A 24,759-nucleotide genomic window follows, 5' to 3' on the forward strand; every position below is an offset into this window, starting at 1 on the left:
GCTCATCCAGGGGTGTTGTCAGCTCAGCATAAACAGCGCGGTGCCGGTAAACAGTGCGGTGAACTGGTGGGCCGGCATGGGGCGACCGAGCAGGAAGCCCTGCACCTCGTCGCAGTCGTGGCCGCGCAGGAAGTCCAGCTGGGCCAGGGTTTCCACGCCTTCCGCGATCACCGTGAGGTTGAGGCTGTGGGCCATGGCGATGATCGCCCGGGCAATCTGGCCGTCCTGTTCGCCGTGGGGCAGGCCGTCGACGAAGCTGCGGTCGATCTTCAGCACGTCGATGGGGAACTGCTTGAGGTAGTTCAGTGAGCTGTAACCGGTGCCGAAGTCGTCGATGGCGATAAACACGCCGAGCTTCTTCAGGCTGGTGAGGGTATGCATGGCGTTGGCCACGTCTTCCATCAGGATGCTTTCGGTCAGCTCCAGTTCCAGGCAGCCAGCGGGGATTGCGCTGTGCTGGAGAATATCGGCAATACGCTGATTGAGGTCGCCTTCGGCAAACTGCCGGGCCGAGAGGTTGACGGAAATTTTCGGCACGCGGATTTTCGCCTGGTGCCATTCGGCCAACTGCCGGCAGGACTCGCGCAGCACCCAGTCACCGACCTGCACCACCAGGCCGAGTTCTTCCAGCACCGGAATGAATTCGCTCGGCGGCACCAGGCCGCGCTGTGGGTGCTGCCAACGCAGCAGTGCTTCGGCACCGGTCAGGCGTTTGCCATCACTGGAGAACTGCGGCTGGTAATACAGACGGAACTCACCCTGTTCGAGGGCGTGGCGCAGGTCGCTTTCCAGCTCCAGGCGCTGCAGGGCGCTGGCGTTCATGTCGGCCTGGTAGAACTGGAAGTTGTTCTTGCCGCGTTCCTTGGCGTGGTACATCGCCGTGTCGGCGTTCTTCATCAGTTGGCTCAGCTCGTTGCCATCCTGCGGGCTGAGGGCGATACCGATACTGGCAGTGACGAAGAACTCGCGGCCTTCGAGGATAAACGGCTGCGCCAGGCTGGCGAGAATCTGTTCACCGACATGGATGGCGCGGGTCACGGCGCTGTCACGCTGGGACTGGGAATGCAGCAGCAGGGTGAATTCGTCGCCGCCCATGCGTGCCACAGTGTCGTCGCTGTCCACGCAGGCGCTCAGGCGCACGGCCACATCCTTGAGCATGCGGTCTCCGGCGGCGTGGCCGAGGGAGTCGTTGATCGGTTTGAAACGGTCGAGGTCGAGGAACATCAGCACCACCCATTCCTGGTGCCGTTCGCCGTGCTGCAGCGCACTGTGCAGGCGGTCCTGGAACAATGTGCGGTTGGGCAGCTGGGTCAGGGCGTCGTAATAGGCCAGGCGGTGGATGCGCTGTTCGCTGGCCTTGCGCTCGCTGATATCGCTGAAGAAACACACGTAGCTGACCAGGTCGCCTTCATCATCCCTGACCGCCGTGATACCGACCCAGGCGGGGAATTTCTCGCCGCTCTTGCGCTTGAGCCATACCTCGCCTTCCCAGCTGCCCTGCTGGTTGAGCTGTTTGATCACATAGGCCAGGTGGCTGGCCTGCTGGGTGTCTGCCGTCAGCACGCTGGGCAGTTGATCAAGAATCTGCTGCGAGCTGTAGCCACTGACCCGGCTGAATGCGTTGTTGACCTGAACGATATAACCGGCCGGGTCGGTGACCAGAATCGCCGCCGTGGAGTGTTCGAATACCGTGGCGGCCATGCGCAGGTCTTTTTCTGCGCGGCGCTGCAGGCTGATGTCGCGGCCCACGCCGAGCAGGCCTTCGAAGCGCCCACTGTCATCCCACATTGGCACCAGGCGCAGTTCCACCGGAATTTTCTGGCCGTCGGCGCGCAGCGCATCGAAGACGAACAGCTGCGGCAGGAACTGCGCGCGCAGTTCAGCCAGGCGCTGCGGGTCGTCCAGGGCATTGCGCACGCGGTCGAGCAGGGCATAGAAACCCACCAGCTGACGCGGGTTGGTGGCCAGGCTCTGAAAGCCGTTGGCCAGTGCCCATTCACTGTCATAGCCAAGCACCGGCTTGACCGACGGGCTGACGTAGTTGAGCTGCAGGTGACTGTCGGTGGAGAAGATCACGTCGCTGATGCTTTCTGCCAGCAGGCGATAGCGCTGCTCACTGGTGCGCAGCGATTCGCTGTGGGTGATCTGCTCGGTGATGTCCTTGGCCACGCCGATCAACCGGCTGACCCGCCCCTGTGCATCGCGGGCCAGGGCCTGTTCGCGGATATCGAACCAGTGCCAGCTGCCATCGCGGTGCCGCCAGCGCAGCTCGAACTGCATCAGCAGGCCGTTACCGACCACCTGCTGGATATTGCGCATGCGTTGGTAAAGCTCGACGTCATCGGGGTGCAGAATCTTTTCCCACAGGCGTTCGCCGAGCTGGTGGATCTCGGCCTTGCTGTAACCCAGTTGCGGGCCGAGGTGGTTGTTGCTGTACATCACCCGCTTGCTGCACATGTCGTGCACATAGATGGTGTCCGGTACGGCCTTGACCACATCGGACCAGAAGCGCTCGCGCTCGATCAGCGAGGTTTCGATGCGCTTGCGGTTGGTGATGTCGCTGATGCTAAGGGTCACGGCCTGCAGGTCGTCGATGCTCTCCGGCAGGCGCAGCAGCAACCACAGGTGGCGCTCATGGCCCTGCGGGGTGCGGATCTGCCGTTCCATTTCCAGCTGGCCGCTGCCGTTGATCAGGGCGTTGAGCAACTGCATGCGGAAACCGTCCGGGCGCAGCGGGCCGCTGTTGAACAGGTGCTCCCACGCCTGCTGGTTGGATTCCACGCCAAGCAGTTGCAGGGCCACCTGGTTGGTTTCGGTCAGGCGCAGGCGTTGGCACAGCTCCGTGTGTTGCTGGGGCTTGCTGTCGAGCCAGTGCTGCAGCTGCGCCGGGCTGTGCAGCTGATGCTGTTGCAGGTAGTGGCGCAGCTCGGCGAGGTCGAGCACGCAAAGGGCGGTACCCGTGCCGTCGAAAATATCCTGGTAGCGTCGACGGGTTTCCTGCAGCACGTGGGAGGCATGCTGTTCTTCTGTGACATCGCGCAGTACCCAGACAAAACCGGTGCGGCGGTTGTCTTCGCTGAGGTCGCTGCGGCTGATATCGAACAGGTGGGTGCGGCCGTTCTGCTGGATCTCCACCAGGTCGGGGCCGAGGTCGTTGTGCAGCGCGGTGTCGTGCAGCAGCAGCGGGTCGAGGCGCGGCAGCAGCTTGAGCAGATGCCAGTTGCGCGCCTCGTCGTTGCGTAGGCCGAACATCGCTTCGGCCTGTGGGTTGAGGTACTGCAACTGGCCCTGACTGTCGGTGACCAGCACGCGTTCTTCAATCGCCCCGAGCACGCTGGCTGCCTGTTGCAGCGAACGCCGCGAGGCGGTGTTGAGTGCGTGCAGGCTGCGCTGTTCATGCAGCAGGCGATACAGCGCGAGCAACGTCAGGGTGGCGCAGAGAATAAACAGCAGCAGTTTGCTGGCCTGTTGCGGCAATTGCTGGGCGCGGATCTTGCGTTCGTTGAACAGCGCACGCAGCTGCCAGTCACTGCCCTTGAGCGGGGTTTTCAGCATGCTCTGGTCAAGGTTCTCGGCGGTCACCGGTGGCGCTACGGCAGCGTTGTCGGTATCCGGCGCGACATTGCTGGCAATCACCCGCTGCACGTTGCGATCTTCCAGCAGCCACTGGTGCGGGCTCTGATGGTGCTCATGCAGCCAGCTGTTCAGGGCGCGATTGGTCAGGCGCAATACCCAGAAGCCGCTGGACGGACTGTCGGGGTTGTGCCGCAACAGCAGGTAGATGCGCCCCTTGTCGTTGGCGCTGAAGGTATAGAAAAAGCTTTCGCCACGACCACGTTGCACCAGCTCATCCAGGTACAGGCGGTCTTCGCTCGGCGCATGGCTGTCGGCGATCACCTCGCCGCGGCTATTCAGCCAGGCCAGGCTGCGCAGGGTTGGGAATACGCCGCGCAGGGTTTGCAGCAATTCTTCGAGTTCGTCAGGGCTGCTCGGCGGCAGTACGTGACTTTGCAACAGGGCCTGGCCGGCGCTGGCCTTGAGGTCCATGTTCAGGCTCAGGTGATTGGCCAGTTGCGAGCTGTAGGCCAGGCCCAGCTGGCGCTGGTTGTCGAGCAGTTGCTGGGATTCCTGGCGCAGTTGCCAGAGCAGCAGCACCAGCATGCACAGCACCAGTACCACCAGTGCGCCACGGGTCGGCCCGCGCATCGCCTCAGCCGGCGGAGCGCCAGGTGTACGCGGTGGAGGTGTGGGCGTGACTGTTGGCAAAGGGGTACATCCTGGGGCTGGGCGACTGTCGGCGAGTCCCTGGGTGGTGCGCGGGCGGCAGGCAGGGGGCGGCTAGCATGCCATAACCGTGGCAAAGTGCCAGCGCTGCCGACGAGCGTTGTTTGCCCTGCTTGACGCATTCCGGTAGTTTTGCCGCACGCGCGCGCGACTGTGCAAAGTCAGGGGCTACACGCCTGCGTTGGCATCGTCTGGCGGCTCCGCCCCGCCGTGCAGCTTTAGTTGGCGTGCACGCTCAGTTGGCGGCTTCTTTTTCGTTTCAACCCAGAACCAAGGTCATCATGGCTCAATACGTATACACCATGCATCGGCTCGGCAAAGTTGTGCCACCGAAGCGGGAAATCCTCAAGAACATTTCCCTGTCGTTCTTCCCGGGCGCCAAGATCGGCGTGCTCGGCCTCAACGGCTCGGGTAAATCCACCCTGCTGAAGATCATGGCCGGTGTCGACACCGAGTTCGACGGCGAGGCGCGGCCAATGCCGGGGCTGAATGTCGGTTACCTGCCGCAGGAGCCGCAGCTCGACCCGAGCAAGACCGTGCGTGAAGTGGTGGAAGAAGCGGTCAGCCAGATCAAGGACGCCCAGGCGCGTCTGGACGAGGTGTACGCCGCCTACGCCGAGCCGGATGCCGACTTCGACAAGCTGGCTGCCGAACAGGCCAAGCTGGAAGCCATCCTGCAGACCAGCGACGGCCACAACCTCGAGCGTCAGCTGGAAGTCGCCGCCGACGCCCTGCGCCTGCCGGCCTGGGATGCCAAGGTCGAGCACCTCTCCGGTGGCGAGAAGCGTCGTGTGGCGCTGTGCCGTCTGCTGCTGTCGGCCCCGGACATGCTGCTGCTGGACGAACCCACCAACCACCTGGACGCTGATTCGGTGGCCTGGCTGGAGCACTTCCTGCACGACTTCCAGGGCACCGTCGTGGCAATTACCCACGACCGTTACTTCCTGGATAACGTCGCCGGCTGGATTCTTGAACTCGACCGCGGTGCGGGCATTCCTTACGAGGGCAACTACTCCGGCTGGCTGGAAGCCAAGTCTGAGCGTCTGGCCCAGGAATCCAAGCAGCAGTCGGCCCATGAAAAGGCCATGAAGGAAGAACTGGAGTGGGTGCGCAAAGGTGCGAAAGCCCGCCAGTCGAAATCCAAGGCGCGCTTGCAGCGCTTTGAGGAAATGCAGTCGCAGGAATTCCAGAAGCGCAGCGAAACCAACGAGATCTATATCCCGGTCGGCCCGCGTCTGGGCGACAAGGTCATCGACTTTGTTGGCGTCAGCAAGGGCTACGGCGATCGCATGTTGATCGACAACCTGTCGTTCAGCATGCCCAAAGGTGCCATCGTCGGCGTGATCGGCGGTAACGGTGCCGGTAAGTCGACCCTGTTCCGCATGCTGATGGGCAAAGAGCAGCCTGACTCCGGCAGCATCGAAATCGGCGATACCGTGCAGATGGCCTGCGTCGATCAGAGCCGCGACGACCTCGACGGTGGCAAGACCGTGTGGGAAGCCGTGTCCGATGGCTTCGACATGATCAAGGTCGGCAACTACGAGATGCCGTCGCGTGGTTACGTCGGTCGCTTCAACTTCAAAGGTGCTGACCAGCAGAAGTTCGTCAAGGACCTCTCCGGTGGTGAGCGCGGCCGCCTGCACCTGGCCCTGACCCTGAAAGAGGGCGCCAACGTGCTGCTGCTGGACGAACCGTCCAACGACCTCGATGTGGAAACCCTGCGTTCGCTGGAAGAGGCACTGCTCGACTTCCCTGGCGCCGCCATTGTGATCTCTCACGATCGCTGGTTCCTGGACCGCGTGGCGACCCACATCCTGGCGTATGAAGATGACTCGCATATCGAGTTCTTCGAGGGCAACTACACCGAGTACGAAGCGGATCGCAAGAAACGCCTCGGCGACGCAGCGGCGCAGCCGCACCGTGTGCGCTACAAGAAACTGGCGCAGTAAGTCAGGCCAGCAAACAGGAACGGAGCCGCAAGGCTCCGTTTTTGTTTCTACGCAGCGGTCGCAGCTGCTGATGTTGAGCCCCAGGTCAGGCGGGTTGGAGTTCTTTCAGCAAGCGCCGTGCGGCGGTTTCTGCGGCATCACTGTATGGCCTCAACACGCTGGCCGCGCCGGCATGATGCAGGGCTTCGGCATCACCGGCACGAAATGCGCTGAGGGTGATCTGTCCTTTAAACGCTGCGCTGCGCAAGGCGCGGAACAAAATCGCATTGACCTCTCGTTGGGGGATGGTGCTGATCAGTGCCTGAGCGTGGCTCAGCGGCATATGGCTGAGGAAGTCGGCATCCTCTGCGTCGCCGTAGCAGACGTTAAGGCCTTCTTCGCGCGCCAGGGCCAGGGCCTGCGGGTCGAAGTCCACGCCGAGCACGCGGCGTCCGCCCAGCTCCAGTTGCTCGGCCAGTTTGCGGCCATAGCGGCCCATGCCATAGACGATGATGTCGGGTTGCTCGCCGGTGGGCGCATTGTCGTCGGCGTTTTCCCGGTGCGGGATATGCCGCTCGAATGGCCCCAGCCAGGGCGACAGGCGGGCGAACAGCGGCTGCGCATAGAGAATCATGTAGGTCGACAGGGTGATGGTGATCAGCCCCACCAGGGTGGTCAGGCCCAGGGCGTCCTGGCCGACATGGCCAAGGCCGATGCCCATGGCGACAAAAATGATCGAGAACTCGCTGATCTGCGCCACGGTCAGCCCGGCCATAAAGCCGGTGCGCTTGCGATAGCCCATCCAGCCCATGATCGCCATGACGATCAGCGGGTTGCCGATCAGCACAAAGGCCGAGAGGATCAGCGCACTGCCGATCTGCCCGTGGATATGGGCAAAGTCCAGTTGCAGGCCCAGGTGCAGAAAGAAGAACAGCAAGAGGAAGTCGCGCAGGCTGGTCAGGCGGCTGGCCACCGCTTCGCGCAGGGGCGTGGAGGCCAGGGAGAAACCGGCGAGAAAGGCGCCGATTTCCTTGGACAGCCCCAGCGAATCAGCACCTGCCGCCAGCAGGGTGCCCCAGGCGATGGCCATCAGCATCAGCAGTTCCGGCGAGTCGGCCATCATGTTCAGCAGGCGTGGCAGGGCGTAGCGCATCAGCAGAAACAGCACGCCGAGACTGCCCAGCAGGGTAGCGGCCAGCAGCAGCGGGTGCATGCCGGGCTGCTCGCCACTGCTCGGCTGATACAGGTTGAGGCCAAGCATGGCCAGTACCACGGCGATGTCCTGCACAATCAGGAAACCCATGGCGATGCGTCCGTGCAGCGAGTCGATCTCGCCTTTGTCGGAGAGCAGCTTGACGATGATGATGGTGCTGGAGAAGGTCAGTGCCACGGCCACATACAAGGCGGTCAGCCATTCCAGGCCCAGCAGGTAACAGAGGATGAAGCCGAAGACGATGGTAAAGCTCAGCTGACCCAGGCCTGTGGCCAGGGCTACCGGGCCGAGGGTGCGCACCAGGCGCATGTCCAGCTTGAGGCCGACCACGAACAGCAGCACGGTGATGCCGATTTCCGCCAGGAGTTGCAGGGGCTCGTTCTCACTGCTCAGGCCCAGCACGGCCGGGCCGGCAAGGATGCCCACCAAAATGTAAGCGATGATCAGTGGCTGGCGCAATTTGACGGCGATGCCCCCCACCAGCGCTGACAGAGCCAGCAGGATGGCGACCTCTTGAAACAGACTCATGCAGCACTCCTCGGTAGTTACGCGTGATTGTAGGAGCCTTCAGCGAAACCGCGCTTGCCTTGCGTCAAGCATACGGCTTGTGGATGTGGGCCGATGGGGCGATGATTTCCTCAGCCCCTCTGTCTAAGGATTTCCAATGCCAGACTCCGTCGCAGCCCACCTACGCCTTGCGCCCGAAGCCCTGACCCGTCCGTTTTCCCCTGAGCAGTTCAATTTCACCAGCACCGCAGATCTGGAGCCCTTTCGTGGCGTACTGGGTCAGGAGCGCGCCGTCGAGGCGCTGCAGTTTGGCGTGGCGATGCCGCGCCCCGGTTACAACGTGTTTGTCATGGGCGAGCCTGGCACCGGCCGCTTCTCTTTCGTCAAACGTTACCTCAAGGCTGAAGCCAAGCGCCTGGAAACCCCGGCAGATCGGGTTTACGTCAATCATTTCGATGAGCCGCGCGAGCCGCGTGCGCTGGAGCTGCCGTCTGGCACTGCCGGCGAGTTCATGGCCGACATCAACGGCCTGATCGATAACCTGCTGGCAACCTTCCCGGCGGTGTTTGAGCACCCCTCGTTCCAGCAGAAGAAGAACGCCATCGACCGCGCCTTCAACAAGCGCTACGATCAGGCGCTGGATGTGATTGAGCGGCTGTCGCTGGAAAAAAGCGTGGCCCTGTACCGCGACAGCAGCAACATTGCCTTCACCCCGATGCTTGAAGGTAAGGCGCTGGATGAGGCCGAGTTCGCCCAGCTGCCGGAAGCCGAGCGCGAGCGTTTCCACGCCGATATCGCCACCCTGGAAGAGCGCCTCAACGAGGAGCTGGCCAGCCTGCCGCAGTGGAAGCGTGAATCGAGCAACCTGCTGCGTCAGCTCAACGAAGAAACCATCACCATCGCCCTGCAGCCGCTGCTGGCACCGCTGTCGGAGAAATACGCCGAGAACGCCGGCGTATGCGCGTATCTGCAAGCGGTGCAGGTCAATCTGCTGAAGACCGTGGTTGATCAACTGGTTGAAGTGGAAAAGGCCGATGCACAAACCCGCAAGCTGCTCGAAGAACAGTACTGCCCGAGCCTGGTGGTCGGCCATCACGCCCAGGGCGGCGCGCCGGTGGTGTTCGAACCGCACCCGACCTACGACAACCTGTTTGGCCGCATCGAATACAACACTGATCAGGGCGCGCTCTACACCAGCTACCGCCAGCTGCGCCCCGGTGCGCTGCACCGCGCCAATGGCGGTTTTCTGATTCTCGAAGCCGAGAAGATGCTCGGTGAGCCGTTTGTCTGGGATGCGCTCAAGCGCGCCCTGCAGTCGCGCCAGCTGAAGATGGAATCGCCATTGGGTGATCTCGGCCGCATCGCCACCGTGACCCTGACCCCGCAGATGATTCCGCTGCACCTCAAGGTGGTGATCATCGGCTCGCGTCAGCTGTATTACACGCTGCAGGACCTCGACCCGGACTTCCAGGAGATGTTCCGCGTGCTGGTCGACTTCGATGAAGACATCCCGCTGGCCGACGACAGCCTGGAGCAGTTTGCCCAGCTGATGAAAACTCGCACCTCGGAAGAGGGCATGGCGCCTCTGACGGCTGCGGCGGTGGCGCGCGTGGCGACTTACAGCGCGCGCCTGGCAGAGCATCAGGGACGCTTGTCGGCGCGGATTGGTGATCTGTTCCAGCTGGTCAGCGAAGCAGACTTTATCCGCAGCCTGGCCGGGGATGAAATGACCGATGCCGGGCATATCGAGCGCGCACTCAAGGCCAAGGCCACCCGCACCGGGCGGGTGTCGGCGCGGATCATCGACGACATGCTGGCCGGGATCATCCTGATCGACACCGCCGGCGCAGCCGTGGGCAAGTGCAACGGTTTGACCGTGCTGGAAGTCGGCGACTCGGCCTTCGGTGTACCGGCGCGAATTTCTGCCACGGTCTATCCGGGCGGCAGCGGCATCGTCGACATCGAGCGAGAAGTCAATCTCGGCCAGCCGATCCACTCCAAGGGGGTGATGATCCTCACTGGTTACCTGGGCAGCCGTTATGCCCAGGAGTTCCCCCTGGAGATTTCCGCGAGCATCGCCCTGGAGCAGTCCTACGGCTATGTCGACGGTGACAGTGCCTCGCTGGGTGAGGTGTGCACGCTGATCTCGGCGTTGTCGCGCACGCCGCTCAAGCAATGCTTCGCCATCACCGGCTCGATCAACCAGTTCGGTGAGGTGCAGGCAGTCGGCGGGGTCAACGAGAAGATCGAAGGTTTCTTCCGCCTCTGCGAGGCACGCGGCCTGACCGGCGAGCAGGGCGCGATCATCCCGCACTCCAACGTCACCACCCTGATGCTGGATGAGCGGGTGCTGCAGGCGGTGCGTGCCGGGCAGTTCCATATCTATGCGGTGCGTCAGGTCGATGAGGCGCTGAGCCTGCTGGTCGGTGAGGATGCCGGCTCGCCCAATGAGCAGGGGCAATTCCCCGCCGGTAGCGTCAATGCGCGGGTGGTTGAACGTCTGCGTGATATCGCTGCCATGGGCATGGAAGAGGACGACAAGGAAGAGCCGAAAAAGGCCGAGCCGGTGGCTGCCAAGGAGAAAAAGCCGCGGGCGAAAAAGCCAGCGGCGGAATGACTGGCGAATACGCACCATTCGTCCGGTGGCTGGTCAGTCATTGAGCGAATGGGCCGGGCGGGCAGGGCGACTGGCTCTGCTCGCCTTTTCCTCACTTCATCCACACAGTTATCCACAGCCTGCGGGGATAACTGCTGGCTTCCCACTGGCGTGTACCCGGGTGTAGGCTGAAGGCCTGCTCCCACGAGGGTCGTCGCCATGTCGCGTCACCTCAATCTCACCCGGCACTGTCTGGGCCTGGATACCCGGATCGAGTGCGCAGTCTTGCCACTGGCTGGCAATAATGGTCTCTGGACGCTGATCTGCGCGGCGGGTATGGCTGGCGCGCAACCCTCGGCGATCAAGGCGCAAGGCCCATTCCACGGGGCTTTCGCGGCAGAAGACATCCTCGCTGACATCGCTGAAAACCTCTGCGGCATGGGCTATGAGCCTTGTACAGACGTGCCCATCTGGCGCCTGCACATCCAGGCCGAATTACGCCGGTTGAATGCCGAGCGTGGGCATGCGCTGGGTGCTTACCAGTTCCGTCCGGAAACCTGAGCTGCGACCTGGCGCATATTTGATCAGTCGCCGAAAAGCCTTTGCCTGACCGGCTTGGCGCGATTAATCCTGACCCCATGCACAAGGTTATCCACAGTTCTCGGGGATAACCCGTCAGCACGTTTGCTGCGCTTACGCCGGGCTTGTCTGGCCCGGTGCGCTGGGTATACTCGCCGGCAGTTTTGAACCCCTGAGTGAGCCCTTATGGAACGCTTTATCGAGAACGCCATGTATGCCTCCCGCTGGCTGCTGGCACCCATCTATTTCGGCTTGTCGCTGGCTCTGCTGGCGCTGGCGTTGAAGTTCTTCCAGGAAGTCTTCCATATCCTGCCGAACGTGTTTGCCATGGCTGAAGCCGATCTGATTCTGGTGCTGCTGTCGCTGATCGACATGGCGCTGGTGGGCGGCCTGCTGGTGATGGTGATGATCTCCGGTTACGAGAACTTCGTGTCGCAGCTGGATATCAAAGAGGGCACCGAAAAACTCAGCTGGCTGGGCAAGATGGACTCCAGTTCACTGAAGATGAAGGTGGCAGCGTCCATCGTGGCGATTTCCTCGATCCACCTGCTCAAGGTCTTCATGAATGCGCAGAACATCCCCGACAGCAAGTTGATGTGGTATGTGATCATTCACATGGCCTTCGTCCTCTCGGCCTTCGCCATGGGTTATCTGGATAAGCTGACCAAATACGAATCGAGCTGATCCTTCCTTATGCGTGACCCGCCGCCCGGCCGTTGCAAAACGGACGGGCGGTTTGCTTTGTGCCTTGTGCTTTTGCTTTATTGTACAAAAATTGTGTTTGTATAGATTTTTGTATAACTTTGCTTGCCCGAGGACATGCCATGAACCTGCAAGATCTGTCGCTGCACGCCCATGCCGGGCATATCGACGCCCTCAACCTGATCTCCATCGAAGGTGGTATCTACCTGTTGGAGGCGCACATGGACGGCCGTGCCCACCCGCTCAGCGATGGCCGTGGCAAGACCCTGCACCTGCGCTCGGTCGAGCATGCTCGCGACCTGTTGCAAGACCTGCCGCGCCTGCCTTTTCATCTGGTGCATGCAGTGGTGCATGACGAGATGTGCGGCATGCAGGACGGCACCCAGGACACCTTGCGCGTGCCGATTTCCTTCAACTCGTCCTGGTAATGCCTTGAGTCCCTCAACTCCGCTGTTTGCGCGCCCGCTTGCCGTGATTGATGTACAGGTCACCGGCCTGCACCCCGCCAAGGACTGCATCTGGGAAATTGCCGTGCTGCAGATTGAGGCGGGCGCGGTTGTCGCGCGACATGCCTGGTTGTTGAGGCCCGATTGTGCGCTGCCGGCCAGCGTCTCGCGGCTTTGCGGCGTGCTGCCGGCCGAACTGGAGGTGCAGCCGACCTTTCGCGAGATCGCCGGCGAATTGGCCAGCGTACTGGAAGGGCGAGTGGTGGTCGGGCACAACCTGCGAATTGCCCATGTCTTTCTGCGACGTGCATTTGCTGTGGCGGGTCAGCCGGTGCGTTACCGGCAGCTGTGCACCTTGCAGTTGGCCCGAGCCGCCTGGCCGGATTTGCCGGAGTATGGTCTGGATGCGCTGTGTGAGGCCCAGCAGATCAGCCGCTTCTTTCGCCACCGGGCGCTACCGGACGCTGAAGCCGTCTGGCAGTTGCTCACGCGTCTGCTCGAGCAGGTGCCGGCAGACTCTTTGCAGCGGCAGATTGGCCGGCAGCTGCGCAAGGCAGCAGTACCGCGCTATTTAAGTGCAGAGCGTTTGCAGGCGCTGCCGGCGCGCCCGGGGGTGTATTACTTCTATGGCGAGAATCAGGCGCTGCTGTATATCGGCAAAAGCCGCAACCTGCGCCAGCGCGTGCAGTCGCACTTCCAGAATGACCACCACAGTCGCCGAAGCCTGCAAGTGGCTCAGCAGATCCGCGACATTCGCGTGCAGCCCACGGCGGGTGAGCTAGGTGCGCTGTTGCTCGAGGCTGCGGAGGTCAAGCGCCTGTTGCCGCTGTACAACCGCCAGTTGCGGCACCAGCGGGAGTTGCTGACCTGGGGGCTTGAGCATGCTGAGCAGGGGTGGCGAGTTACCTTGCAGGACGTGGATGCAAGTGCACCGGTCGGCGACAGTGTTGGCCTGTTCCGCTCGCGACGGCAGGCGCAGAGCTGGTTGCGCAACCAGGCGCGCCAGCATCAGCTGTGCTTGCGGTTGCTCGGTCTGGAGGCCGGTGCCGGAGCCTGCTTTGCCACGCAACTGGGCGGCTGTAAGGGCGCATGCTGCGGACAGGAACCGCGTGCCGCGCATGACGCCCGGCTGCTGGCGGCGTGCGAGCAGTTGCGCGTTGCGGCCTGGCCTTGGCCGGGCGCGGTGGCGCTGGTTGAACGCGACCCTGAGCATGGTTTCGCGCAGTGGCATGTGCTGGATCAGTGGCGCTATCTGGCCACTGTCGATGATCCGGCCTTGATCAATGCCGCCCGCCAGCAACCGTCCCAGGCATTCAGCCTGGATGCCTATCACATTGTGCTCAGCCATCTGCGGCGCTGCCCACACACCGAGGTTGTTGTGTTATGACCATTCGCCGGCTCGCCCTGATACTGGGTGATCAGCTGTCTTTCGACCTGCCCAGTCTGCAGGCTCTGGACCCGCAGCAGGACGACGTGTTGCTGGCTGAGGTGGCGGCAGAGACCGACTATGTGCCACATCACCCGCAGAAAATTGCACTGATCTTCAGTGCCATGCGCCACTTTGCCGAGGCTCTGCGTGAGCGCGGCTGGCGGGTGCATTACGTGACGCTGGATGATGCGCAGAACAGCGGTTCGCTGCCGGGTGAGTTGCGGCGCTGGGCGGCGCTGTTGCAGGCGGCTGAGGTGCATATCACCGAGTGCGGCGAATGGCGGCTGGAGCAGGCGCTGCAGTCTTGCGGTCTGCCGATCACCTGGCATGCAGACAGCCGATTTATCTGCGGCCGCGGCGAGTTCGCGCGCTGGGCTGAGGGGCGCAAGCAGTTGCGCATGGAGTTTTTCTATCGCGAGATGCGGCGCAAGACCGGTTTGTTGCTCAATGGCGACGGCACACCGGTGGGCGGGGCGTGGAACTTCGATGCGGAAAACCGCAAGGCACTGCCCAAGCAGATCAAGGCACCGATGACCGCGCGCTTTCCGGCGGATGGCATCACTCAGGAAGTATTGGTGCTGGTGGCTGAGCGCTTCAGTCATCACTACGGCAGCCTGGCGGCTTTCGATTACCCGGTGACTCACGCCGAAGCCGAGACTCTGTGGCAGCACTTTCTCGATTTTTCCCTGCCGGCTTTTGGTGACTATCAGGACGCCATGGCCGTCGGTGAGCCGTTTCTGTTCCATGCGCGGATCAGCGCGGCGCTGAATATCGGCCTGCTGGATGTGCGCCGGCTGTGTGCGGATGTCGAGGCCGCCTACTGGCGCGGCCAGGTGCCGCTGAATGCCGCCGAGGGTTTTATCCGGCAGTTGATCGGCTGGCGCGAATACGTGCGTGGCATCTACTGGATGCACATGCCGGAATACGCCGAGCGCAACGCCTTCGGCAATACGCGGCCGTTGCCGGAGTTCTACTGGACCGGTAAGACCCGCATGAAGTGCATGAGCCAGGCCATCGGCCAGACCCTGGAGCATGCCTATGCCCACCATATCCAGCGGCTGATGGTCACCGGCAACTTCGCCTTGCTGGCCGGTATCCAGCCCAGCCAGGTCTGCGACTGGTACCTGGCGGTGTATATGGACGCCTTCGACTGGGTCGAGCTGCCCAACACCCTGGGCATGGTCATGCATGCCGATGGCGGCTACCTGGGCTCCAAACCCTATTGCGCCAGTGGTCAGTACATCAAGCGCATGTCCAATTACTGTGGCGACTGTGCTTATAAGGTCACGGAAAGCGTGGGTGAGCAGGCCTGCCCGTTTAATGCGCTGTATTGGCATTTCCTCATGCGGCATCGCCAGCAGCTGTCGTGTAACCACCGCTTGGGCATGATCTATCGCGGCCTGGACAAGATGAGCGACGCCAAGCAGCAGGGTTTGTGGGCGCGCGGTGAGCATTTGCTGGCGCGGCTGGATGCCGGTGAGGCGCTGTGAAAAAGGCCGAATTGCCGATCAAGACTTGCGCGGTGTGCGGGCTGCCTTTCACCTGGCGCAAGAAATGGGCGCGCTGCTGGGATGAGGTGAAGTACTGCTCCGAGCGTTGTCGACGTCATCGTCAGGGTGCAGCAGGCGGGTAGGGCGGGCAGGTTGTTTGTGCTAGGCTGGCCGACCTTTTTTAGCCCCTAGCGGAGCCGTGCTATGTCCGAACTCAATCTCTCGACTGACGAAACTCGCGTCAGCTACGGCATTGGCCGTCAGCTGGGTGGTCAGCTGCGCGACAATCCGCCGCCGGGCGTGAGCCTGGACGCGATCCTGGCCGGCCTGACTGACGCCTTCAACGGGCAGGCAAGCCGCGTCAGCGAAGCCGAGCTGTCGGCCAGCTTCAAAGTCATCCGCGACATCATGCAAGCCGAAGCTGCTGCCAAGGCTGAAGCCGCTGCAGGTGCTGGTCTGGCCTTCCTGGCTGAGAACGCCAAGCGTGATGGCATCACCGTACTGGCGTCCGGTCTGCAATACGAAGTGCTGACCGCGGGCAGCGGCGCCAAGCCTTCCCGTGAAGACACCGTGCGCACCCATTACCACGGCACTCTGATCGACGGCAGCGTATTCGACAGCTCCTACGAGCGCGGCGAGCCGGCTGAGTTTCCGGTGGGCGGCGTGATCGCCGGCTGGACCGAAGCCCTGCAACTGATGAACGCTGGCAGCAAATGGCGCCTGTACGTGCCGAGCGAGCTGGCCTACGGCGCGCAAGGCGTGGGCAGCATCCCGCCGCACAGCGTGCTGGTATTCGACGTGGAGCTGCTGGACGTTCTCTAAGAGATCGTTCCACGATCTGCTGCGCGTCGGCCCTACTGCGTTAAAAACAGGCTCGGAATGCTCATGTACAACAGTACACTCCGCTTCCTCGCCTGTTTTTGCCTTGTAGGGCTCTAGCTCGCGAGATCTCTAGTCTCTGACGCTTTCTATCGCGAGCATGGATCGCTCCTACGAGGTTCCAGCAAGCCTGGTGTAGGAGCGGGCCATGCCCGCGATGCGTTTCAGGGGCGCAAGGCCCGGGCGTAGCAGTAGAGAAACAGATTGCGCACCAGCTCCTTGAGCACCAGCGGCTCGCTGGAGTTCAGCTCGTGCAGGTCCAGATCGCCCTGGTCGCGCAGCTCATCCAAAGCATCTTCCTTTAGTAGGGCACAGACTTCGCCGGTGTTGCGGTTGAGGATGCGCAGGTAAGGGTGCGGGCGGTCCAGCCAGGCATCGATCAGATAGGTCATGACTCATCTCCCTTCAATTGGTTAGATGAGAATAATTCTTATTGTATTTATAGCAAGGCTTAATCGCTGCCTTTTGTCGTGCGGTGGGGTTGTAGCGGATCGTGGGCAATAAGAAGCCCGCCATATGGGCGGGCTTTTGTTTGCTCAGGCGGCTTTAGTGCGTGCGGGCTACGGCAAAGCGGCTGAGTTCGATCAGGGCGTCGCGGTATTCGCTGGCGGGCAATGCATCCAGGCAGGCGATGGCGCGCTCGGCGTAATCGCGTGCCTGTTGGGCGGTGTAGTCCAGTGCACCGGCGGCCTCTACGGCGTTGCGGATGCTTTCCAGATCCTCAATGCCACCTTTCTGGATCGCCTGGCGTACCAGTGCGGCTTGCTCGGGCGTGCCTTCACGCATGGTGTAGATCAGTGGCAGAGTCGGTTTGCCTTCGGCCAGGTCGTCACCGACGTTCTTGCCCAGGGTGCTGGCATCGCCCTTGTAGTCGAGCAGGTCGTCGACCAGTTGGAATGCTACGCCGAGGTGGTCGCCAAAGGTGCGCAGGGCTTCGCTCTGCTCGGTGCTGGCACCGGCCAGTGCCGCTGCGCTGTGGGTCGAAGCCTCGAAGAGCATCGCGGTCTTGCCGCGGATGACTTCCATATAGGTTTCTTCGGTGGTGCTGGCGTCGCGGATCTTCGACAGCTGCAGCACTTCGCCTTCAGCAATCACGCGCGTGGCCTTGGAGAGGATCTTCATCACCGGCATGGAGCCGAGTTCGACCATCATTTCGAAGGAGCGCGAATAAAGGAAGTCGCCCACCAGTACGCTTGGCGCATTGCCCCACTGGGCATTGGCGGTGCTGCGGCCACGGCGCATGTCAGACATGTCGACCACGTCGTCATGCAGCAGGGTGGCGGTGTGCAGAAATTCGATGGTGGCGGCCAGCAGGCGCAGGTTGTCGCCTTCAATGCCCAGGGCCTTACCGCTGAGCAGAACCAGTAGCGGACGCAGGCGTTTGCCGCCAGCGGAAATAATATAGTCGCCGATCTTCTCTACCAGCGGTACGCGCGACACCAGTTGGGCGCGGATGATGCCGTCGACGGCGGTAAAGTCATCCGCCACCACGCGGTAGAAAGCCTGGGGTTGCATCGCTTGCACCTGCTACTCATGGGTTGCGCGGCATGCTAGGGGGCAGGGTAGGGGCTGTCAAGGCGAGTGGCTGGGCGTGAGTGTCTGGGCCTTGCGTCGCGCTGGCGGCTTGCGTACAATCGCGCACCCTGAACTTCCCCCTGGGTATTTCCCTGCCTTACGCAATTGCAAGGGTGTCCTTCCGGCCCCAAGCAGCCATGCCAGCCGACACTTATTCCTATAAAGCGCTGGGTGAGCAGGATTAACGGAGATTTACCATGTACGCAGTAATTGTTACTGGTGGCAAGCAATACAAAGTCACCGAAGGCGAATTCCTCAAGGTCGAAAAACTCGAGCTGGCCACTGGTGCAGCTGTGACTTTTGACCGTGTTCTGCTGGTCGGCAATGGCGACGACGTAAAAATCGGCGCTCCGGTTGTTGACGGTGCCAAAGTTGTGGCTGAAGTGGTTGCTCAAGGCCGTCACGACAAGGTCACCATCATCAAGTTCCGTCGTCGTAAGCACCACATGAAGCGCCAGGGCCACCGTCAGTGGTACACCGAGATCAAAATCACCGGTATCCAGGCCTGATTCGTTTCGGTCTGATCCCTTTATAGGAGTATTGAACTCATGGCACACAAAAAAGCTGGCGGTAGTACCCGCAACGGTCGCGACTCAGAAGCCAAACGACTTGGCGTGAAGATGTATGGCGGCCAGGCTATCAAAGCAGGCAACATCATCGTGCGTCAGCGCGGCACCCAGTTCCACGCTGGTTACGGCGTTGGCATGGGTAAAGATCACACCCTCTTCGCGAAAATCGAAGGCGTGATCAAGTTTGAAGTAAAAGGCGCGTTCAACCGCCGTTACGTGAGCGTCGTTGCGGCTTAATTGCGCGACTGCTGGGAAAGCCCCGTCCATGCGACGGGGCTTTTTTGTTTCTTGGGGTTCTTGCCAAACTGTCCTGGGTGTTAGCGTTCGATTTGAATGCAGGTCAATTTTGCAAGAACCTAGTGTTTCTCGTTAGAGCCTGCTCAAGGTCTCGCGAGCTAGAGTCCGGCAAGGCAGGCGGGGAAGCGGAGTTTACTGGTGTAAATGAGCATTCCGAGCCTGTTTTTAACGCAGCAGGGCTGGCGCGCGGCAGGCGTTGAGCAAGTTCTTAGATAACCCGCTTGATTGCGGGAGGCGTACCCATGAAATTCGTCGATGAAGTATCGATTTATGTAAAAGCCGGCGACGGCGGTAACGGCATGATGGCTTTTCGCCGTGAAAAGTTCATTGAAAAGGGCGGCCCCAACGGTGGCGATGGTGGTGACGGCGGCTCTGTGTATATCGAGGCAGTCGAGAACTTCAATACCCTGGTGGATTATCGCTATACCCGTCGTTTCCAGGCGCAGAATGGCGAGAAGGGCGGCAGTACCGACTGCACCGGCGCCAAGGGCGAGGATTTGATTCTGCCTGTGCCGGTTGGTACCACTGTGATCGATGCCGGTACCCAGGAAGTGATTGGTGATCTGGTCAAGCCAGGTCAGCGCCTGCTGGTGGCGCAAGGTGGTTGGCATGGTCTGGGCAATACCCGTTTCAAATCCAGTACCAACCGTGCGCCACGTCAGACCACGCCAGGCAAGCCGGGCGAGGCGCGTGATCTCAAGCTGGAGCTGAAGGTGCTGGCCGATGTCGGTCTGCTGGGTCTGCCGAATGCCGGCAAGAGCACCTTTATCCGCTCGGTATCGGCGGCCAAGCCGAAAGTGGCGGACTACCCGTTCACGACCCTGGTTCCGAACCTGGGTGTGGTCAGCGTGGATCGCTACAAGAACTTTGTCATCGCCGACATTCCGGGGTTGATTGAGGGGGCGTCTGACGGTGCGGGGCTGGGGATTCGTTTCCTCAAGCATTTGTCGCGTACCCGTCTGCTGCTGCATTTGGTGGATATGGCGCCGCTGGACCTGACTGATCCGGCTGAGGCGGCCGCGACCATCATCGCTGAGCTGACCAAGTTCAGCCCTGCGCTGGCCGAGCGTGAGCGTTGGCTGGTGTTGAACAAGGCTGACCAGATTCTCGATGAAGAGCAGGAGGCGCGGATTGCTGAAATCGTTGAGCGGATTGAGTGGGATGGTCCGGTTTATGTGATTTCCGCATTGGCGCGCCAGGGCACTGAAAAGCTCTGTTATGACATCATGGACTTCCTTGAGGCGCGCGCTGAGCGCATCCAGGAAAACCCGGAATACGCGGCCGAGCTGGCTGAGCTGGACACGCGCATCGAAGACGAAGCGCGCGCTCAGCTGCAGGCGCTGGATGACAAGCGCGCGCTGCGCCGCTCTGGAGTCAAGGCGGTCGGCGATGTCGATGAAGACGACAGCTTCTGGGATGAGGAAGATGACGAGGATGGCCCGGAAATCATTTACGTCCGGGATTAAGCAACTATTCAAACGCCGCTTAATTGCGGCGTTTTTGTAATCACAGGTCGCGGCTAAGGTTGGATGATCATGCGTGACAAGGTAACCGGTGCTCAGCGCTGGGTGGTGAAGATTGGCAGTGCGTTGCTGACGGCCGATGGCCGTGGCCTGGATCGTGCTGCCATGGCGGTATGGGTCAAGCAGATGGTCGCGCTGCGTGAGCAGGGCGTCGAGTTGGTATTGGTGTCTTCCGGCGCGGTGGCGGCGGGGATGAGCAAGCTGGGCTGGAGTGCACGTCCTAGCGCCATGCATGAGTTGCAGGCCGCTGCAGCAATTGGTCAGATGGTGCTGGTGCAGGCTTGGGAATCGAGCTTTGCCGAGCACGGCCGGCGCACTGCGCAGATTCTCCTGACTCACGACGATCTCTCGGACCGCAAGCGTTACCTGAATGCGCGCAGTACCTTGCGCACGCTGGTTGATCTGGATGTGGTGCCGGTGATCAACGAGAACGACACTGTGGTCACTGATGAGATCCGCTTTGGTGACAACGACACGTTAGCTGCATTGGTGGCCAATCTGGTCGAGGCTGACCTGCTGGTAATCCTTACCGACCGTGACGGCATGTATAACGCCGACCCGCGACATAACCCTGATGCTGAGCTGATTTTTGAGGCGCGCGCCGATGACCCGGCACTGGATGCTGTCGCTGGCGGTGTCGGTGGCGCCCTGGGGCGTGGCGGCATGCAAACCAAGCTGCGTGCGGCGCGCCTGGCGGCGCGTTCTGGGGCGCATACGGTGATCGTCGGTGGTGCAATTGAGCAGGTGTTGGCGCGGCTCAAGGCCGGCGAGCGCCTGGGCACGCTGCTGGCGCCTGAGCGCGGCATGTTGGCTGCGCGCAAGCAGTGGTTGGCTGGTCATCTGCAGACGCGCGGCACCCTGGTGCTCGATGAGGGTGCGGTCAAGGCGCTGGTCACCGGCACCAAGAGTCTGTTGCCGGTCGGTGTTAAAACCGTGCAGGGCAGCTTCCGGCGTGGCGAGATGGTGGTGTGCGTGGCTGCGGATGGCCGGGAGATTGCGCGCGGTCTGGCCAACTACAGTGCGCTTGAGGCGCAAAAGATCATCGGTCAGCCCTCCGATGCCATTGAGAGGCTGCTGGGGTATGTTGATGAGCCCGAGTTGGTGCATCGGGATAATTTGATCCTGGTTTGAGGGAGCGTAGATGCGGATGCTGAAGGGATTGCTGGGTGCGCTGATGCTGCTGCCTGGGTTGGTCGTAGCTGAGCAGATTGGTGAAGTGTCGACGGTGTTCAAAATCATGGGGCCGAACGACAAGATTGTCGTCGAGGCCTTTGATGACCCCAAGGTGGCGGGGGTGACCTGCTACCTGTCGCGCGCCAAGACCGGTGGTGTCAAAGGTGGTCTTGGGTTGGCCGAAGATCGCGCCGAGGCTTCGATCGCTTGCCGTCAGGTGGGGCCGATCAGCTTTCTGGATAAGCTCAAGGAGGGTGAGGAGGTGTTTCGTGAGCGCACCTCCCTGGTATTCAAGACCATGCAGGTGGTGCGTTTCTTTGATCAGAAGCGCAATACCCTGGTGTATCTGGTCTACAGCGATCGCGTGATCGAGGGCAGTCCGCAGAATGCGGTGACCGCCATTCCGATTCTGCCCTGGCCAGAAAAGCCCTGAGCTGAGCGCTGTGATTGAAAAAGCCCGAAATCATTCGGGCTTTTTTATGGGTGGTATATTTCAGGCAATAAAAAACCGGCGATTAAGCCGGTTTTTTAAGAACAATCAGCGTGTCGCTAGCGGCTTAAGCAGCTGCAGCTTCGCCCAGGGCCTTGATGTGGCCATTCAGGCGGCTCTTATGACGAGCTGCTTTGTTCTTGTGGATGATGCCTTTGTCGGCCATACGGTCGATCACCGGCACAGCCAGGGTGTAGGCGTTTTTAGCCAGATCGAGATCTTTGGCTTCGATAGCCTTGACCACGTTCTTGATGTAGGTACGAACCATGGAGCGCTGGCTGGCGTTATGGCTACGACGCTTCTCAGCCTGTTTTGCGCGTTTTTTGGCAGAAGGTGTATTGGCCACCGTCAAGCTCCTCGAAAAAAACTGGGGGGTTACAAACAAATAAGGCCGCGAATCATGCCGATATGAGGGAGTGCTGTCAAGCCTGTTGGCTGTTCCCTGTGCTGGCCTGACCAGTGGCGGCCCGTTACACTCGACGCCTTTGTGCGCCAGTGCTGGTTTGCGGAGCCGGGATACTACATGAATTTGCTCAAGTCGTTGGCCGCTGTCAGCTCCATGACTATGCTTTCGCGGGTTTTAGGGTTTGTCCGCGATACCATTATCGCCCGCACCTTCGGCGCTGGCGTGGCCTCGGACGCTTTTGTGGTGGCGTTCAAGTTGCCCAATCTGTTGCGCCGAATTTTTGCCGAAGGTGCCTTCTCACAAGCATTTGTGCCGATTCTGGCTGAATATAAAACCCAGCAGGGTGATGAGGCCACGCGTACATTTCTGGCTTACGTCACCGGTCTGCTGACTCTGGTGCTGGCGCTGGTGACCTTTATCGGCATTTTGGCAGCTCCGTGGATTGTCTGGGCGTCCGCCCCTGGTTTTGCCGATGAGGCAGAGCGTTTTGCGCTGACCACCGATCTGCTGCGCATTACCTTTCCTTATATTCTGCTGATCTCCCTGTCTTCGCTGGCAGGGGCGGTTCTCAACACCTGGAACCGCTTCTCGGTGCCGGCCTTTGTGCCGACGTTGCTGAATATCAGCATGATCGTTTTCGCCCTGTTTCTGACGCCCTATTTCGATCCGCCCATCATGGCGCTGGGCTGGGCGGTGCTGGTGGGTGGCTTGGCGCAGCTGCTGTTCCAGCTGCCGCATCTGCACAAGATCGGCATGCTGGTGCTGCCACGCCTGAATCTCAAGGACACCGGAGTGTGGCGCGTGGTCAAGCAGATGGGGCCGGCGATCTTCGGGGTGTCGGTCAGCCAGATTTCGCTGATCATCAATACGATTTTTGCCTCCTTTCTGGTTGCCGGTTCCGTGTCCTGGATGTATTACGCCGACCGTCTGATGGAGTTGCCGGCCGGTGTGCTCGGCGTGGCGTTGGGCACCATCCTGCTGCCGGCCCTGTCGAAAACCCATGCTGGTGCCAGTCGCGAGGAGTATTCCAAGCTGCTCGACTGGGGCTTGCGCCTGTGCCTGGTGTTAGCGCTGCCCAGTGCGCTGGCATTGGCGATTATCTCTGAGCCGCTGATTGCCTCGCTGTTCCAGTACGGCAAATTCACTGCTGCCGATACCGCCATGACTCAGCGCGCCTTGATCGCTTATTCGCTCGGGTTGGTCGGGATTATTCTGGTGAAAATTCTCGCGCCGGCCTTCTACGCCCAGCAGAACATCAAGACGCCGGTGCGTATTGGTCTGGTGACGCTGCTGGCGACCCAGGTGATGAATGCGCTGTTTGTGTTTGTGTTCAAGCTGGAACATGCCGGTCTGGCGTTGGCCATCGGCTTGGCCGCCTGTCTGAATGCCGTGCTGTTGTACTGGCAGCTACGCAAGCGCGACATGTTCCAGCCGCAGCCGGGTTGGGCGCTGTTCCTTGGCAAGCTGTTGCTGGCGTTGCTGGTGATGGTGGCGGCGCTGCTGTTGGTCATGCAGCAGCTGCCAGCCTGGGCGGACGGCACTATGCTCTGGCGTTTGCTGCGCCTGGGTGGGTTGGTTGGTGTGGGGCTGCTGGCCTATTTGGCCGTGCTGGCACTGCTGGGGTTTCGACTGAAGGACTTTGCGCGGCGTAGCGTGCACTGATGGCGGCTGATTTGCCGCCTGTTGTCCGCTGCGTGGTGTGCGTATAATCGGCCACTTTATGAGCAAGAAGCGCGTTATGCAGCTGGTTCGAGGCCTACACAATTTGCGGCCCCAGCATCGGGGCTGTGTTGCCACCATCGGTAATTTCGACGGCGTCCATCGTGGCCATCAGGCCATCTTGGCGCGTTTGCGTGAGCGTTCCGCTGAGCTTGGCGTGCCCAGTTGTGTGTTGATTTTCGAGCCGCAGCCGCGCGAGTTTTTTGCCCCCGATGTTGCCCCGGCGCGTCTCACACGACTGCGTGACAAACTGGCCTTGCTGGCCGCTGAGGGCGTTGATCGGGTCTTGTGCCTGAGTTTCAACCGCCGTTTGCGTGAGCTGAGCGCTGCCGAGTTTGTGCATCGCGTGCTGGTGGAAGGTCTGGGTGTGCAGCATCTGGAAGTGGGCGATGACTTTCGCTTCGGCTGCGACCGTGCCGGTGACTTCGCCTTTCTGGCCGAGGCTGGTGAGCGCGAAGGCTTCAGCGTCGAGGCTGCCAGCACGGTTGGGTTGGATGGTATTCGCGTCAGCAGTACGCGGGTGCGTGAAGCCCTTGATAGCGGTGATTTCGCCTTGGCGCAGCACCTGCTCGGGCGGCCTTTCCAGATTGCCGGACGGGTGTTGCACGGGCAGAAACTGGGGCGTCAGCTGAATGCGCCGACTGCCAATGTGCAACTCAAGCGCAAGCGGGTGCCGCTCAAGGGCGTGTACCTGGTCAGCACCGAGATTGACGGCCAGACCTGGCCAGGTGTGGCCAATATTGGCGTGCGCCCGAGCGTGGCCGGTGATGGCCGCGCTCATCTGGAAGTGCATTTGCTGGACTTTGCCGGTGATTTATATGGCCGGCGTTTGACGGTGGCTTTCCACCACAAGCTGCGCGATGAGCAGCGTTTCGCCTCCCTTGAGGCATTGAAGACGGCAATTGCTGCCGATATTGCTGCCGCCCGTGCCCATTGGCGCGTTTAAGCCCCGGT

Annotated in this window: 21 protein-coding genes; 16 read left to right on the top strand and 5 right to left on the bottom strand. The window is 61.3% G+C overall.

The window, feature by feature from the left end; genetic code table 11:
- Positions 1 to 18 precede the first annotated feature (18 nt).
- Positions 19 to 4,206, bottom strand: a complete 4,188-nt coding sequence (locus tag ACOCLD_RS06000) for a sensor domain-containing protein (protein ID WP_422911220.1) — start codon at positions 4,204 to 4,206, stop codon at positions 19 to 21.
- A 359-nt stretch (positions 4,207 to 4,565) separates the two neighbouring features.
- On the opposite strand from ACOCLD_RS06000, the gene ettA reads away from it, so the two are divergent.
- On the top strand, positions 4,566 to 6,233 hold the full coding sequence (gene ettA, locus ACOCLD_RS06005; RefSeq protein ID WP_257776998.1) for an energy-dependent translational throttle protein EttA: 1,668 nt from the start codon (positions 4,566 to 4,568) through the stop codon (positions 6,231 to 6,233).
- A gap of 85 nt (positions 6,234 to 6,318) precedes the next feature.
- Here the strand turns inward: ettA and ACOCLD_RS06010 are convergent, their stop codons facing one another.
- Positions 6,319 to 7,953, bottom strand: coding sequence for a cation:proton antiporter (locus ACOCLD_RS06010; RefSeq protein ID WP_422911221.1), 1,635 nt, complete (start codon positions 7,951 to 7,953; stop codon positions 6,319 to 6,321).
- Positions 7,954 to 8,089: 136 nt separating this feature from the next.
- On the opposite strand from ACOCLD_RS06010, the gene ACOCLD_RS06015 reads away from it, so the two are divergent.
- From ACOCLD_RS06015 to ACOCLD_RS06050, 8 genes are all read left to right on the top strand, one after another.
- The gene (locus ACOCLD_RS06015) at positions 8,090 to 10,549 is read left to right on the top strand and encodes a Lon protease family protein (protein WP_422911222.1); all 2,460 of its coding nucleotides are present in this window, start codon (positions 8,090 to 8,092) and stop codon (positions 10,547 to 10,549) included.
- A gap of 198 nt (positions 10,550 to 10,747) precedes the next feature.
- On the top strand, positions 10,748 to 11,089 hold the full coding sequence (locus ACOCLD_RS06020) for a hypothetical protein (RefSeq protein ID WP_422911223.1): 342 nt from the start codon (positions 10,748 to 10,750) through the stop codon (positions 11,087 to 11,089).
- Positions 11,090 to 11,293: 204 nt separating this feature from the next.
- Entirely contained in the window at positions 11,294 to 11,791 is a 498-nt protein-coding gene (locus tag ACOCLD_RS06025) for a TIGR00645 family protein (protein WP_160013123.1), read from the top strand.
- Between the two features lie 140 nt (positions 11,792 to 11,931).
- Positions 11,932 to 12,237, top strand: coding sequence for a DUF6482 family protein (locus ACOCLD_RS06030; protein ID WP_392540865.1), 306 nt, complete (start codon positions 11,932 to 11,934; stop codon positions 12,235 to 12,237).
- A 4-nt stretch (positions 12,238 to 12,241) separates the two neighbouring features.
- Positions 12,242 to 13,642 (top strand): exonuclease domain-containing protein, encoded by a 1,401-nt coding sequence (locus ACOCLD_RS06035; RefSeq protein ID WP_422911224.1) that lies wholly within the window; start codon positions 12,242 to 12,244, stop codon positions 13,640 to 13,642.
- On the top strand, positions 13,639 to 15,174 hold the full coding sequence (locus ACOCLD_RS06040) for a cryptochrome/photolyase family protein (RefSeq protein WP_422911225.1): 1,536 nt from the start codon (positions 13,639 to 13,641) through the stop codon (positions 15,172 to 15,174). The genes ACOCLD_RS06035 and ACOCLD_RS06040 overlap by 4 nt, the downstream gene beginning before the upstream one ends.
- A complete protein-coding gene (locus tag ACOCLD_RS06045; RefSeq protein ID WP_233683642.1) occupies positions 15,171 to 15,317 on the top strand; it encodes a DUF2256 domain-containing protein in 147 nt (48 codons plus the stop codon). Before ACOCLD_RS06040 ends, ACOCLD_RS06045 begins: the two co-directional genes overlap by 4 nt.
- A 61-nt stretch (positions 15,318 to 15,378) precedes the next feature.
- Positions 15,379 to 15,996 (top strand): FKBP-type peptidyl-prolyl cis-trans isomerase, encoded by a 618-nt coding sequence (locus tag ACOCLD_RS06050; protein WP_257777007.1) that lies wholly within the window; start codon positions 15,379 to 15,381, stop codon positions 15,994 to 15,996.
- 221 nt (positions 15,997 to 16,217) lie between these two features.
- Here the strand turns inward: ACOCLD_RS06050 and ACOCLD_RS06055 are convergent, their stop codons facing one another.
- Complete coding sequence (locus ACOCLD_RS06055) at positions 16,218 to 16,445, bottom strand: hypothetical protein (protein WP_233683644.1); 228 nt, start codon at positions 16,443 to 16,445, stop codon at positions 16,218 to 16,220.
- Positions 16,446 to 16,599: 154 nt separating this feature from the next.
- The gene (locus ACOCLD_RS06060; RefSeq protein ID WP_233683645.1) at positions 16,600 to 17,568 is read right to left on the bottom strand and encodes a polyprenyl synthetase family protein; all 969 of its coding nucleotides are present in this window, start codon (positions 17,566 to 17,568) and stop codon (positions 16,600 to 16,602) included.
- Positions 17,569 to 17,825: 257 nt separating this feature from the next.
- Between ACOCLD_RS06060 and rplU the strand changes: the two genes are divergently transcribed.
- The 5 genes from rplU (at position 17,826) to ACOCLD_RS06085 (ending at position 21,623) form a co-directional block, all read left to right on the top strand.
- Positions 17,826 to 18,137: a 50S ribosomal protein L21 gene (gene rplU / locus ACOCLD_RS06065; RefSeq protein ID WP_160013129.1), complete on the top strand. Its 312-nt coding sequence runs from the start codon at positions 17,826 to 17,828 to the stop codon at positions 18,135 to 18,137.
- 39 nt (positions 18,138 to 18,176) lie between these two features.
- Complete coding sequence (gene rpmA / locus ACOCLD_RS06070) at positions 18,177 to 18,434, top strand: 50S ribosomal protein L27 (protein ID WP_085584170.1); 258 nt, start codon at positions 18,177 to 18,179, stop codon at positions 18,432 to 18,434.
- 302 nt (positions 18,435 to 18,736) lie between these two features.
- A complete protein-coding gene (gene cgtA, locus ACOCLD_RS06075) occupies positions 18,737 to 19,960 on the top strand; it encodes an Obg family GTPase CgtA (RefSeq protein WP_422911226.1) in 1,224 nt (407 codons plus the stop codon).
- Positions 19,961 to 20,029: 69 nt separating this feature from the next.
- Positions 20,030 to 21,148: a glutamate 5-kinase gene (gene proB, locus ACOCLD_RS06080; RefSeq protein WP_422911227.1), complete on the top strand. Its 1,119-nt coding sequence runs from the start codon at positions 20,030 to 20,032 to the stop codon at positions 21,146 to 21,148.
- Positions 21,149 to 21,158: 10 nt separating this feature from the next.
- Positions 21,159 to 21,623, top strand: a complete 465-nt coding sequence (locus ACOCLD_RS06085) for a CreA family protein (protein ID WP_422911228.1) — start codon at positions 21,159 to 21,161, stop codon at positions 21,621 to 21,623.
- A gap of 124 nt (positions 21,624 to 21,747) precedes the next feature.
- On the opposite strand, the gene rpsT is transcribed toward ACOCLD_RS06085, so the two are convergent.
- Positions 21,748 to 22,026, bottom strand: coding sequence for a 30S ribosomal protein S20 (gene rpsT, locus ACOCLD_RS06090; RefSeq protein WP_108486905.1), 279 nt, complete (start codon positions 22,024 to 22,026; stop codon positions 21,748 to 21,750).
- Between the two features lie 177 nt (positions 22,027 to 22,203).
- On the opposite strand from rpsT, the gene murJ reads away from it, so the two are divergent.
- Positions 22,204 to 23,748: a murein biosynthesis integral membrane protein MurJ gene (gene murJ / locus ACOCLD_RS06095; RefSeq protein WP_422911229.1), complete on the top strand. Its 1,545-nt coding sequence runs from the start codon at positions 22,204 to 22,206 to the stop codon at positions 23,746 to 23,748.
- 76 nt (positions 23,749 to 23,824) lie between these two features.
- Positions 23,825 to 24,751, top strand: a complete 927-nt coding sequence (ribF, locus tag ACOCLD_RS06100) for a bifunctional riboflavin kinase/FAD synthetase (RefSeq protein ID WP_257777013.1) — start codon at positions 23,825 to 23,827, stop codon at positions 24,749 to 24,751.
- Positions 24,752 to 24,759: the final 8 nt, after the last annotated feature.

It is taken from the genome of Pseudomonas cimarronensis, from assembly GCF_049331905.1.
Taxonomy (GTDB): Bacteria; Pseudomonadota; Gammaproteobacteria; order Pseudomonadales; family Pseudomonadaceae; genus Aquipseudomonas.